The 12,718-nt window shown below is 34.1% G+C and carries 11 protein-coding genes; 5 read left to right on the top strand and 6 right to left on the bottom strand.

What is annotated here, in order from left to right:
* The first annotated feature begins 119 nt into the window (after window positions 1–119).
* On the top strand, window positions 120–599 hold the full coding sequence (locus QE431_RS08115; protein WP_057118397.1) for a hypothetical protein: 480 nt from the start codon (window positions 120–122) through the stop codon (window positions 597–599).
* A gap of 70 nt (window positions 600–669) precedes the next feature.
* Here QE431_RS08115 and aspA read toward each other — a convergent pair whose 3' ends face one another.
* Complete coding sequence (aspA, locus tag QE431_RS08110) at window positions 670–2,079, bottom strand: aspartate ammonia-lyase (protein ID WP_057118398.1); 1,410 nt, start codon at window positions 2,077–2,079, stop codon at window positions 670–672.
* A gap of 156 nt (window positions 2,080–2,235) precedes the next feature.
* Between aspA and QE431_RS08105 the strand changes: the two genes are divergently transcribed.
* Window positions 2,236–2,814, top strand: a complete 579-nt coding sequence (locus QE431_RS08105; protein ID WP_307294848.1) for a pentapeptide repeat-containing protein — start codon at window positions 2,236–2,238, stop codon at window positions 2,812–2,814.
* Between the two features lie 163 nt (window positions 2,815–2,977).
* On the opposite strand, the gene QE431_RS08100 is transcribed toward QE431_RS08105, so the two are convergent.
* From QE431_RS08100 to glyA, 4 genes are all read right to left on the bottom strand, one after another.
* On the bottom strand, window positions 2,978–3,475 hold the full coding sequence (locus tag QE431_RS08100) for a GNAT family N-acetyltransferase (protein WP_307294847.1): 498 nt from the start codon (window positions 3,473–3,475) through the stop codon (window positions 2,978–2,980).
* A gap of 3 nt (window positions 3,476–3,478) precedes the next feature.
* Window positions 3,479–4,519 (bottom strand): GMP reductase, encoded by a 1,041-nt coding sequence (locus QE431_RS08095; protein ID WP_057118401.1) that lies wholly within the window; start codon window positions 4,517–4,519, stop codon window positions 3,479–3,481.
* 217 nt (window positions 4,520–4,736) lie between these two features.
* On the bottom strand, window positions 4,737–5,330 hold the full coding sequence (locus QE431_RS08090) for a tRNA-(ms[2]io[6]A)-hydroxylase (RefSeq protein WP_057118402.1): 594 nt from the start codon (window positions 5,328–5,330) through the stop codon (window positions 4,737–4,739).
* A 130-nt stretch (window positions 5,331–5,460) separates the two neighbouring features.
* Entirely contained in the window at window positions 5,461–6,735 is a 1,275-nt protein-coding gene (glyA, locus tag QE431_RS08085; RefSeq protein WP_057118403.1) for a serine hydroxymethyltransferase, read from the bottom strand.
* 109 nt (window positions 6,736–6,844) lie between these two features.
* Here glyA and fahA point away from each other — a divergent pair, with 109 nt between their 5' ends.
* Complete coding sequence (fahA, locus tag QE431_RS08080; RefSeq protein ID WP_057118404.1) at window positions 6,845–8,128, top strand: fumarylacetoacetase; 1,284 nt, start codon at window positions 6,845–6,847, stop codon at window positions 8,126–8,128.
* Window positions 8,129–8,473: 345 nt separating this feature from the next.
* Here fahA and QE431_RS08075 read toward each other — a convergent pair whose 3' ends face one another.
* Entirely contained in the window at window positions 8,474–9,514 is a 1,041-nt protein-coding gene (locus QE431_RS08075) for an agmatine/peptidylarginine deiminase (RefSeq protein ID WP_057118405.1), read from the bottom strand.
* A 183-nt stretch (window positions 9,515–9,697) separates the two neighbouring features.
* On the opposite strand from QE431_RS08075, the gene QE431_RS08070 reads away from it, so the two are divergent.
* Window positions 9,698–11,215, top strand: coding sequence for a choice-of-anchor I family protein (locus QE431_RS08070; protein WP_307294837.1), 1,518 nt, complete (start codon window positions 9,698–9,700; stop codon window positions 11,213–11,215).
* Between the two features lie 200 nt (window positions 11,216–11,415).
* Window positions 11,416–12,675, top strand: a complete 1,260-nt coding sequence (locus QE431_RS08065) for an OmpA family protein (protein WP_307294834.1) — start codon at window positions 11,416–11,418, stop codon at window positions 12,673–12,675.
* Window positions 12,676–12,718: the final 43 nt, after the last annotated feature.

Below are 12,718 nucleotides of genomic sequence, written 5' to 3'. Positions count from 1 at the left end.
TTTTTTTGGCTTTTAGAAACATAATTGAAAATCAGCACAGAGTAATTTTGTAAAATATTTACAAAACAAGTATTGATCTCATTTTGAGAACATTAAAAAACAAAAAAAGCATACATAAAATGAAAAATAATTTTGAATTTACCCTGACAGATTTTCCAAATGACAAATTTGAATATGAAAATAATATATTTTCAGGAAAAGCAACTTTAAAACAAAATGGTGTTCTGGTAGAACAAAGCAAAGAAAAAGGAAAACCATTTTTAATAAAAAGAGCTAATGATGAAATAGTTAAAGCTTTTCCTAAAGCCAATATTCCTGATATTTCTGCACAATGCTTAAATATAAATGGTCAAAAATACCGCATGGCAGCGAAATTAAAATGGTACGAATATATTATCGGCGGACTCCCTATTCTTGTTGTACTTAGTGGTGGAGCAATTGGCGGATTTATTGGCGGGGTTGCGACCGTTATGAATTATACTTTTTTTAGAAGTGATGATACTGCCGTAAAAAAATACTTAAAAGTTTTTGGAGTTAATATATTATGTCTCATTGCATTTATTTTTATGGCTGGTTTATTTTATAAAATAATCAACTAAGAATAATCACTGAATAAATTAAAAAAGCCGTCAATTAGTAATTGACGGCTTTTTAATGTTATAATAAATATTATTTCGTAATAAACTTTGGATGAATTAAATTTTCTAAAGAATAAATTTCATCCCATTTTTCCTGAGTAATCAGCTTTCTTTCCAAAACTGCAATTTGATGTACGCTTTTGTTTGTTTTTAAAGCTTCACCCGCAATACTTGCACTTTCTTCGTAACCAATAATTGGATTTAACTGCGTTACAATTCCGATGCTGTTCATCACCATGTTATAGCAATGGTCTACGTTTGCTGTAATTCCGTTAATACATTTATCAATTAAAGTCTGAATCGCATTTGAAAGATAATCTAAAGACGTAAACATCGCAAAAGCAATAACAGGTTCCATGACATTTAGCTGTAATTGTCCTGCTTCTGCCGCCATTGTTACCGTTAAATCCTGACCAATTACATAAAAACAAGTCTGGTTTACCACTTCTGGAATTACTGGATTTACTTTCCCAGGCATAATTGATGAACCTGGCTGGCGCGCTGGCAAATTGATTTCATTAAAACCAGTTCTTGGTCCAGAACTCAACAATCGTAAATCGTTACAGATTTTAGAAATCTTAACCGCAGAACGCTTTAATGTTCCCATAATCTGAACGTAAGCACCTGTATCTACCGTTGCTTCAATCAAATCTGGTGAAAGCGTTAAAGGAATTCCAACTTCTTCAGCTAAATATTTTACGCAAATTTCAGGATAACCTTCTGGTGCGTTAACTTTTGTTCCAATCGCCGTTGCTCCCATATTAATTTCTAATAATAAATCCTGAGCATTTTTTAAGCGTTGAATATCTTCTCCAATTGTTGTGGCATAAGCTTTAAATTCTTGCCCTAAAGTCATTGGTACCGCATCTTGCAGCTGCGTTCTTCCCATTTTTAAAACTTCTTTGAATTCTTCTCCTTTTTTCGCGAAAGCGACTTCAAGACCTGCAAAAGTTTTAATAAAACTTTCCATTTTCAAATACAAAGCAATTCTAAAAGCAGAAGGATACGCATCGTTTGTAGACTGTGAACAGTTTACATGATTGTTTGGATGAAGAAAATTGTATTCTCCTTTTTTATGACCTAAATATTCTAATCCGATATTGGCAATAACTTCGTTTGCATTCATATTTACCGAAGTTCCTGCGCCGCCCTGAATTAAATCGCTGACAAATTCCTGATCAAATTTACCAGCAATAACCTGATCGCTTCCGTAGCAGATTGCTTCAGCAATTTTAGGATCAATTGCGCCACAGTCTTTATTGGCAAGAGCTGCAGCTTTTTTCACATAACCTAAAGCTTTGATAAACAAAGGTTCTTTTGAAATCGGAATTCCTGTAATATTGAAATTCTCTACAGCTCTAAAAGTCTGGATTCCGTAGTATAAATGATTCGGAATTTCTAATTCCCCTAAAAAATCATGTTCCTTTCTTGTTGGTTCCATATAATAAAATAATATGTTTTGACTAAAAAAATAAGCGTAAAGCTACATCAAATTATGGATAAAAATATGAATGAAATCAAAATCATTTACAATTAACGAAGAATATTTTGTAGTAAATTATTACCTTTTCAGCCTCAAATAATTATCACAATACAGTTGAAAAAAGAAAGCGAATATTTTCTTGATAAAGAATACAATACGATTATTTACGACAAAGACGATCTTAATTTTAAAGATTTTGAATGCTGCGTTTTTAATAATTGTAATTTTTCTGCCTGTACTTTTCTTGCTGTAACCTTTATTGACTGCGTTTTCAATGATTGTATTTTTAATGAAGCAAAAATTAATTATGTTGCCTTTAGAACAGCCACGTTTAACCGCTGTGAAATTAAAGATGTGAATTTTGCAATGTGTGACAAACTGATTTTTGAAATTGCATTTAATAACTGCATTTTGGATTTCTCTAAATTTTATACCTTAAAACTAAAAGGAACAGTATTTACGAATTGTAGTTTGATAGCAGTTGACTTTATGGCAGTAGATTTAACAAGTGTAATTTTTGACAACTGCGATTTGTACCGCGCTGAATTTGCAAAAGCCATAGCCAACAAAGCCGATTTTAAAACGAGTTATAATTATACTATTGATCCTTCTAAAACTAAATTAAAGAAAGCTGTTTTTTCTTTGAATGAAGTTAAAGGATTATTGTTTAAGCATGATGTGATTGTGAGTTGAATGAGTCAAATACGTACAGCTTGTCATTCCGATCCCGAGGCTTCGGGAGAGAAATCACACTCGAAACTCGACAAAGATTGGCGATTTACTTTGCGGAAATACTTGTGTGATTTCTCTCCCGAAGCCTCGGGATCGAAATGACAAGATTAAGAAAAAACTACTTTTAAATATTTTTCCCCATCAAATAATCTTCCATTAAATACCCATTTCCAATTTCTATATCAACCGTTTCTTTGATTTCGAAACCAAGTTTTTTGTAGAAATTCAACGCCGTATTAAATCGGTTTACATTTAATAAAAGTTCTTTTGAATTATTCTCTAAAGCTAATTTTTCAATCGAATCAAAAACAATTTTACCATAACCTTTTCCTTGTGTCTCTGGCAAAAGATAGATTTTATGAATTTTGGTAATTGCCTCGTTTTTATAATTATGCTCAATTCCAATGAATCCAATTATGGATTCTGAATCTGAAATTAAATAAAACAACTGTTCTTTATTCTTGATTTGTTTCGATAACGCTTGATCAGAATAAATCAAATCCAGCATATAATCTAACTGTTCTTTTGTTAGAATTTCACCATAAGTTATCGGCCATGTAATGTTTGCAATCTCTTGAATTTTAGTAATATCTTCAATTGATGCTTCGGTAATTGTAATCATATTTTATTTTGTAAAAACTTGATTTTCCTGTTCGCTTACGCGGATGAAAGTCGTTCGTTTAGTCAATTCTTTTAACCTTGAAGCTCCTACATAAGTACAGGTACTTCTTATTCCTCCTAGTATATCTAAAACAGTATGAATCACATCTCCTTTAAACGGAACCTGAACTGTTTTTCCTTCACTTGCTCTATATTCTGCTACACCACCAGCATGTTTGTCCATTGCGGTTTTAGAACTCATTCCGTAAAATTGTTTGAATTTTTCACCTTTTACTTCGATCAGTTCTCCGCCACTTTCAGAATGTCCTGCAAGCATTCCGCCTAACATTACAAAGTCAGCGCCAGCGCCAAAAGCCTTGGCAACATCACCGGGAGTTGTACATCCGCCATCACTTATAATATGTCCGCCCAAACCATGAGCAGCATCGGCGCATTCGATAATTGCCGATAATTGCGGATAGCCAACACCCGTTTTGACACGAGTTGTACATACAGAACCAGGCCCAATTCCGACTTTTACGATATCAGCACCAGCTAATAGAAGTTCCTCGGTCATTTCTCCCGTAACTACATTTCCTGCAATAATGATTTTATCCGGATATTGTTTACGGGTTTTCTTTAAAAACTGAACAAAATGCTCCGAATAACCGTTTGCAACATCGATGCAAATGAATTTCAACAACGGATTTGCGGTAATTATCTTTCCAATCTTTTCAAAATCTTCTTTCCCTGTTCCTGTACTTACAGCAATATAATCGTAGAAATCTGGAGTGACGTCTTTCAAGAAACTATTCCATTGTTCTAAAGTATAGTGTTTATGAATTGCAGTAAAGAGCTTTTCTCCCGCTAAGACTTTCGCTATTTCAAAAGTTCCTACGGTATCCATATTGGCAGCCATAATCGGAATTCCTGTCCAAGATGCTGTGCTGTGCAAAAACTTGAAATTTTGTTCTAAAGAAACTTCAGAACGGCTTTTTAGCGTTGATCTTTTAGGTCTAAACATTACATCTTTAAAACCTAGTTTTAAATCCATTTCTATTCTCATATTTCAAGATTTTGGTTACTCTCAAATGTAAGGAATTTTAGAATTTAGATTGTAGATTTTATTAAATTATTGCGTAAATAGAACACGGATTAAACGGATTCGCTTTCGCGAAAAACGCTGATTAAAACGGATTTTTTTATTTACAAGATAGTTTCGACTTCTCTCAGCCTGACAAACGTAGAAACTGAAAACTGCAACTGAGACTTAAAACTAAAACTTACCCGTGTATCGTCTCTCCCTTTCCGTAATTGGTAATGATAGATTCTTCAAATTCCAGCCATTCTCTCCAACGTTTTTCAACATCGATTCCTTTTCCGTATTTACGAGCGTATGTGATAAAAGTTGTATAATGACCTGCTTCGCTTTCCATTAATTCTCTGTAGAAAATAGCTAATTCTTCGTCTTTTATGTTTTCAGAAAGAACTTTGAAACGTTCGCAGCTTCTGGCTTCAATCATTGCAGAGAATAACAATCTTTCTACCAATCCAGAAACACGGCTTCCGTCGCCGCTTCTTTTCATGTATTGGTATAATTCGTTTACGTAATCATCTTTACGTTCACGCCCTAGTTTTAGTCCTCTTTTGATAATGATATTATGAACCTGTTCAAAATGATCGATTTCTTCTTTGGCCAAAGCCAATAAATCTTGAACTAAATCTTGATGTTCTGAATTATTTGTGATAATTGTGATCGCGTTTGTTGCTGCTTTCTGCTCGCACCACGCGTGATCTGTCAAGATTTCTTCTATGTTTTTCTCAACAATATTTACCCATCTTGGGTCGGTTGGCAATTGTAATCTTAGTACGCCCATAGTCTTTTGTTATTTTGTTTCAGGTTTCAGGTTTCAGGTTCTTTTAGGAACGAAAAAAGTTTAAAGTTTCAAACTGTCTTTCGAACAGCGTAAAACTTTAAACTTGAAACTTTAAACTTGAAACTATTTCTTAATACGCAAAAATTGGTCTTTCGCTCATTAATTCGTTTACTTCTTCTGCAACTTCTTCAATAAGATCTTCGTTTGTGTGATCAGTAAGAACTTTATCGATAAGAGCCACAATAGTTTCCATATCTTTTTCAACTAAACCACGAGTTGTGATTGCAGCTGTTCCAACACGAATTCCAGAAGTGATAAATGGAGATTTATCGTCAAACGGAACCATGTTTTTATTTACTGTAATTTCAGCTTTTACTAATGCATTTTCAGCTTCTTTACCAGAAATATTTTTATTTCTTAAGTCAATAAGCATCATGTGGTTATCTGTTCCGCCAGAGATAATATTATAACCTCTTTTTACAAAAGCATCAGCCATTGCGTTTGCATTTTTTTGTAATTGCATTGCATAAGTAAAGAACTCATCTTTAAGTGCTTCACCAAAAGCAACCGCTTTAGCAGCAATGATGTGCATTAAAGGTCCACCTTGGTTTCCAGGGAAAACAGCTAAATCTAATAATGAAGACATCATTCTGATTTCTCCTTTTGGAGTTTTTAAACCTTGTGGGTTTTCGAAATCTTTCCCCATTAAAATCAAACCTCCACGTGGTCCTCTCAATGTTTTGTGAGTTGTTGTAGAAACAATATGACAATGTGGAATTGGATCGTTTAATAATCCTTTAGCAATAAGACCTGCAGGGTGAGAAATATCAGCAAACAAGATCGCTCCTACGCTGTCAGCAATTTGTCTGAAACGAGCAAAATCCATATCACGAGAATAAGCTGAAGCTCCAGCGATAATTAATTTTGGCTGTTCTTTTGTTGCAATTTCTTGAATTTTATCATAATCCAAACGACCAGTCTCAGCATCTACTCCGTAAAAAACAGGACGGTATAAACGACCTGAGAAGTTTACAGGAGAACCATGAGTTAAGTGACCTCCGTGAGATAAATCGAAACCTAAAATTGTATCACCAGGATTTAGACATGCATGGTAAACAGCAGTATTTGCTTGAGAACCAGAGTGAGGCTGTACGTTTGCATATTCAGCTCCAAATAATTCTTTGGCTCTGTCAATAGCAATCTGCTCAATAACATCAACTACTTCACAACCACCGTAGTATCTTTTGCCAGGATAACCCTCTGCATATTTATTAGTTAAAACAGACCCAGCTGCTTGCATTACCTCATCACTTACAAAATTTTCTGAAGCGATAAGTTCTAGTCCGTGAATTTGTCTTTCTTTCTCCTCTTGGATAAGATCAAAAATTTGTTCGTCGCGTTGCATTTCTTTGTTTTTCGTTAATTTCACGCAAAAATACAAAAAAACGTTTGTCAAACTGCTAGATTATGATATATTTGACATGTAATTTTTCAACAAATAATTAACATTAAACATGCCTATAACCGCCAACGACACCAGTAGAAAATCATGGTTAGAAGTGCCAGAAAATAGCGACTTCCCTATTCAGAATATTCCTTTTGGCGTGTTTCTTACCAAAGAAAATGTCGTTACCGTAGGAACAAGAATCGGCGACTATGCTATAGATTTAGGGGCTTTACAACAATTAAACTATTTTGAAGGAATTGATTTAACCGATGATATGTTCATGCAGGATACGCTGAATGATTTTATTTCTGACGGAAAAAAAACATGGCGTCTGGTGCGAAATCGCATCGCTGATATTTTCGACGAAAACAATCCACAGCTAAGAGATTCAACAAAACACAGAGATATTGTTATATTTAAAATCGAAGATGTAGAGATGCAGTTACCAGTTTTGATTGGTGATTATACTGATTTCTATTCTAGTAAAGAGCATGCTACAAACGTAGGAAAGATGTTCCGCGATCCAGAAAATGCTTTATTGCCAAACTGGCTTCATATTCCAGTTGGATATCACGGAAGAAGCTCTACAATTGTTCCATCGGGAATTCCGGTGCACAGACCAATGGGGCAAACGCTTCCGGCTGGAGAAAAATATCCAGTTTTTGGACCGTCTCGTTTAGTAGATTTTGAGCTTGAAACTGCTTTTATTACTACAGATGTAAATGTAATGGGAGAAAATATCCCAACTTATGAAGCCGAAGATTATATTTTCGGAATGGTTTTATTGAACGACTGGAGTGCGCGTGATATTCAAAAATGGGAATATGTACCGCTTGGACCATTCTTGGCTAAAAACTTTGCAACTTCTATTTCTCCATGGATTGTTACTATGGATGCTCTAGAACCTTTTAGAACCAAGGGGCCGAAACAAGATCCATCACCGCTTCCTTATCTTCAGACTAAAGGAAAAAAGACTTTTGACATTCATTTAGAAGTATCTTTAAAACCTGAGGATCAAGAAGAAACTATTATTTCAAGATCAAATTTCAAGTATTTATATTGGTCGATGAGTCAGCAATTGGCGCATCACACTTCTAACGGATGCCGTGTAAATTCTGGTGATATGATGGGTTCTGGAACTATTTCTGGACCAACTCCTGATAGTTTTGGTTCTATGTTAGAATTAACATGGGGCGGAAAAAATCCGTTGAAATTAAATGACGGAAGTGAACGTAAATTTATTGAAGATAATGATACTGTAATCATTAGAGGTTTCTGCGAAAATGCAGAAGTAAGAATTGGTTTCGGAGAAGTTTGCAGCCAGCTTTTACCTCCATTTATTAGACCATGAAGAGAAAAGACATTAATTGTTAATGGTTGATTGTTAATGGTTAATGGTTAATTTTTAATTTTTATTTTTTTTAATTGTTGATGGTTAATGGTTGATGGTATCGATAAATTATAAAAAAGCTTGTTAGTTTACTCTAACAAGCTTTTTTTATTTTGAATGTTGCGATAATTTATTCTTGTTTCATTTTATAGTAAACGCAATAAAACCCGACAGGTTTTAAAAACCTTTCGGGTTTAGATTATTATATTATTCAAACTTTGAGAAAAAACTTTGCGTGGGCTTCCACTTCGCTCAGGCCTGACAAAAAAATAAAATTTATACTGTATTGGCTAGTAGCAGTTATTTCTATAAAGGAATCTGCTGGCTTAAGCAATGTAACGTTCCGAATCCCCATATGAAATCAATGCAGCTGATTCCGATTACTTCTCTGTCTGGAAAACATTCTGAAAGTATATTCAAAGCTACGCGATCATTACTGTCATTAAATGTTGGAACTAAAACGCAATTATTCAGAATCAAGAAATTAGCATAACTTGCTGGCAGTCTTAAATCTTCAAAATCAACACGTTTTGGCATTGGTAACGCTACAATAACTGGTGATTTTCCGTTTTCTAATTTTGCATTTTGCAGACGTTTTAAATTATCCTGCAAAGGTTTATAATTAGAATCATTTTTATCTGTTTCTACAATTGTAACGATCGTATCTTCGTTTACAAATCGGCATAAATCATCTATATGTCCGTGTGTATCATCACCTTCGATTCCGTCTCCAAGCCAAATTACATTGGTAACTCCAAGATATTCTTTAAATACGGCCTCGTAATCTTCTTTAGTAAAACCAGGATTTCTAACTTGGATTGTTGGATGCATTAAGCATTCTTCAGAAGTAAGTAATGTTCCTTTTCCGTTTACATCAATAGCGCCGCCTTCAACAATTACTGGTTTTCCTTTGTAAGTAACCTGAGTTAATGGAACATCAATAAAATCAGCAACTTTACCTGGAACAAATTTATCTAGCTGATAGTTTTTATATTTTGCCCAACCGTTGAAGTTGAAATTTAAAGCTTCTCTTTTAGAACCATTTTTTACTATAATTGGTCCAGAATCACGCATCCAGCTTCTGTTTGTTTTATGAATAATAAAAGAAACGTTTTGAATGTTTACGCGGGCTCTTTCAAGCATTTCGGCAACTTTTTCTTTTAGCTTTTCATCGGCTACGACCAAAAAAACGGTTTCAAAAGCGGCTACTTTTTTAATGAATTCTACAAAAGCCCATTGAACTGCTTCGTATTTTCCTGGCCAATCGTTGCCATTATGTGGAAAACACAATACAATTCCTTGCTGCTTTTCCCATTCTGCTGGAAATCTTCTATTATTTGTTGACATAAATAGGTTCTAATTTAGAAAGTGCAAAGATAAGCATTCGCTAGGATTATAAAACTATTGATTAAAATTGATTGGGGTTTCACCGAAAATATCTTCCAAAAATTAAGTTAAAGATTAAATAATACATCCTTAATCTTGAACAGAAATGCTGTAATTACTTTTGCCGGAACTAAAAACTAACACATGAAAAAAGTATCTATTTCTCTATTAACAGCTCTTTTTATAATGGCAAGCTGTAATAATGATGAAAACACAAACAACGAACCTGAAATTGTGGTAAACGAAAACCCTGCAGCGTTTAAAGAAATTGGTTCTATTACTATTGGAGGCGAAGCTGCTGCTGAAATCTCTGCTTACTGCGAAAAAACAAAAAGATTATTTACTGTAAACAATAGTGGTGTAAACCAAATTGATGTTATTGATATTACCGATCCAACAAAACCAACAAAAATTGGAAAAATTGATCTGGTAGCTTACGAAGGTGCAGCAAATAGTGTTTCTGTTTTTGACGGAAAATTAGCTGTGGCTTTAGAATCTACAGCAAACAAACAAGGAAACGGCAAAGTTGCTGTTTTCAATACTTCAGATTACAGTTTAATCAAACAAGTTACAGTTGGAGCCTTGCCTGACATGATTACATTTTCTCCAGACGGAAAATATATTATGACTGCTAATGAGGGTGAACCAAATACAGATTATTCTCAAGATCCAAACGGAACGATTTCAATCATCGAAACTAGTACTTATACTGTAACAACTTTAGATTTCGCTTCTTTCAGCGGTCAGGCTGCTGCATTAGCAAAAGATGGATTTAGAATTTCAAAAGCTGCTAAAAGCTTCGCTCAGGATATTGAACCAGAATATATTACAATTTCTGATGATTCAAAAACTGCCTGGGTTACTTTACAAGAAAACAACGGTGTTGCAAAAGTTGATTTAACTTCTAAAACAATTACTGCTATTTATCCTTTAGGTTTTAAAGATTTCAATACTGCTGAAAATGCTATTGATGTAAGCGACAGTGATGATAAAATTGCTTTTAATCCTTGGAAAGTAAAAGGAATGTTTATGCCAGATGCTATTAGTCATTTTTCTGCTAATAATGTTCCTTATTTTGTGACTGCAAACGAAGGTGATGCAAGAGAATATACTGCCAACACAGATATCAAACGTATGAAAAGTTTAAAACTTGATGCAACTCTTTTTCCTGATGCAGCTACTTTGAAACTAGACGCTAATTTAGGAAGATTAAATCTTGTTACTGATATGGGAGACACAGATGGCGATGGAGATTTAGACGAAATAGTAAGTTTTGGCGCAAGATCGTTCTCTATTTGGAATGGAAACACTGGAAAAATCGTTTATGACAGTAAAAATGATGTAGATAAAAAAACTAACGAATTAGGAACTTACGATGATAAACGCAGTGACGATAAAGGTTCTGAACCCGAAGCCGTATATGTGGCAAAAATGGGATCTCAAAACATTTTGTTTGTTGGTCTAGAAAGATCTGATGCGTTTATGACTTATGATGTTACTAATCCAAACTCGCCGCAATATTTACAAACTGTAAAAACAGGTGACGCACCAGAAGGCTTATTATTCATTCCAGCTTCGAAAAGTCCTACAAAAAGAAGCTTATTAATAGTAAGCAGTGAAGGTGATGGAACGGTTAAAATTTATCAGCCAGATTTAAAATAATACTATTTTAACAAATACTTAAAAGAACAAAATGTGAATTTTGTCCTTTTTTTTTGGTTTCTATTATACTAATATTAACGTATTTACATAATTAAATGCAAAAAGGTGGGAATTATGTAAGAGGATATAGAACACATTCTGAAACACGTCCTCTAATTTTGTCATGAGTTTAAAATAAAAACAATTTAATTTTTGATATCATGAAAAAGAAATTAGTATCAGTATCTTTATTACTACTATCCATTGCGGCAGGCGCACAAAATATGGCTCCGACTTCTACCACACCAAGTGTAGATCAAGAATATAACAAATGGTCTATCGAACTTAATGGTGGTGTTAACAAACCTACGAGAACAATGACTCCTGGTTACACTACAGAATCTGCGAATTTTTTCCACGGAGATTTGGGTGTGAGATATATGTTTAATCCAAAATTTGGTTTGAAATTAGATGTTGGATACGACCAATTTAAAGAGAAAAAAAATACTCCAGATTTTGAAAGCCGTTATGTTAGAGCGAGTTTACAAGGAGTTATTAATGTTGGACGTGCTTTAAATTTTGAAACTTGGACAAATACAATTGGTATTTTGGCACATGGTGGTTTTGGAGTTTCTCAAATTAGTACTGAAACAGGATTTGGCGGACAAGATTACATGGCACATGGAATCGCTGGTTTAACTGGACAAATCAAATTAAGTAACAGAGTTGCATTAACAGGAGACCTTACAGGAATTGTTAACGGAAGACAAAACTGGAACTTCGACGGAATGGGCAATACAACAACTGGATCTTTTGACGGTGTTTTATTAAATGCTTCTGTTGGTTTGACATTCTACCTAGGTAAAAATGAAAAACATGCTGACTGGGTTGGCGAAGAAGATAGAATTGGTGAATTGGAAAAAAGAGTGGACTTAATCGAAACTGGTCTTATCGATTCAGACAAAGATGGAGTTGCTGATTTATACGATTTAGAACCAAATTCAATCGCAGGTGTAGCTGTTAATACAAAAGGACAATCTATTGATACAAATCAAAATGGTGTGCCTGATGAGTTAGAAAGCTATTTAGACAAAACTTACGAAAAGAAAGGCGCTGGAACAGCTACAAACAATACTGTTGAAGAATTAATTAACGGTGGTTATGTAAACGTTTATTTCGATTTCAATTCGTCTAAACCAACAAACGCTTCTTTATCTGGTGTTGATTTCTTAGTAAAATACTTGAAAAACAATCCTGGTAAATCTGCAGATATCATTGGATATGCTGACGAAATTGGAAGCTCAAGCTACAATAATGAATTATCTAGAAAAAGAGCTGAAGCTGTGAAAAAAGTAGCAACAAATGCTGGAATTGACGCTTCTAGATTAAATGTAATTGCTAACGGTGAAGATACTTCTGTGAACAAAAATTCTAAAGAAGCACGTCAAATCGTAAGAAGAGTTACTTTCCAAGTAAGATAATTCTAAAGAATTTAAATATAGAAAAGGCGGTTTCAAATTATTG

Origin of the sequence: Flavobacterium sp. SORGH_AS_0622 (assembly GCF_030818825.1) — a bacterium.
In the GTDB taxonomy this organism is placed as follows: Bacteria; Bacteroidota; Bacteroidia; order Flavobacteriales; family Flavobacteriaceae; genus Flavobacterium.
The sequence above is the reverse complement of the archived record's forward strand: the minus strand, read 5'-3'. Positions and strand labels throughout refer to the sequence as shown.

Excerpts from the sequence above, each read along its gene's own strand:
- QE431_RS08075 (WP_057118405.1), bottom strand. The coding sequence starts at position 9,514 with ATGTCAACAAATAATAGAAGATTTCCAGCAGAATGGGAAAAGCAGCAA.
- fahA (WP_057118404.1), top strand. The coding sequence starts at position 6,845 with ATGCCTATAACCGCCAACGACACCAGTAGAAAATCATGGTTAGAAGTG.
- glyA (WP_057118403.1), bottom strand. The coding sequence starts at position 6,735 with ATGCAACGCGACGAACAAATTTTTGATCTTATCCAAGAGGAGAAAGAA.
- QE431_RS08065 (WP_307294834.1), top strand. The coding sequence starts at position 11,416 with ATGAAAAAGAAATTAGTATCAGTATCTTTATTACTACTATCCATTGCG.
- QE431_RS08095 (WP_057118401.1), bottom strand. The coding sequence starts at position 4,519 with ATGAGAATAGAAATGGATTTAAAACTAGGTTTTAAAGATGTAATGTTT.
- aspA (WP_057118398.1), bottom strand. The coding sequence starts at position 2,079 with ATGGAACCAACAAGAAAGGAACATGATTTTTTAGGGGAATTAGAAATT.
- QE431_RS08070 (WP_307294837.1), top strand. The coding sequence starts at position 9,698 with ATGAAAAAAGTATCTATTTCTCTATTAACAGCTCTTTTTATAATGGCA.
- QE431_RS08115 (WP_057118397.1), top strand. The coding sequence starts at position 120 with ATGAAAAATAATTTTGAATTTACCCTGACAGATTTTCCAAATGACAAA.
- QE431_RS08090 (WP_057118402.1), bottom strand. The coding sequence starts at position 5,330 with ATGGGCGTACTAAGATTACAATTGCCAACCGACCCAAGATGGGTAAAT.
- QE431_RS08100 (WP_307294847.1), bottom strand. The coding sequence starts at position 3,475 with ATGATTACAATTACCGAAGCATCAATTGAAGATATTACTAAAATTCAA.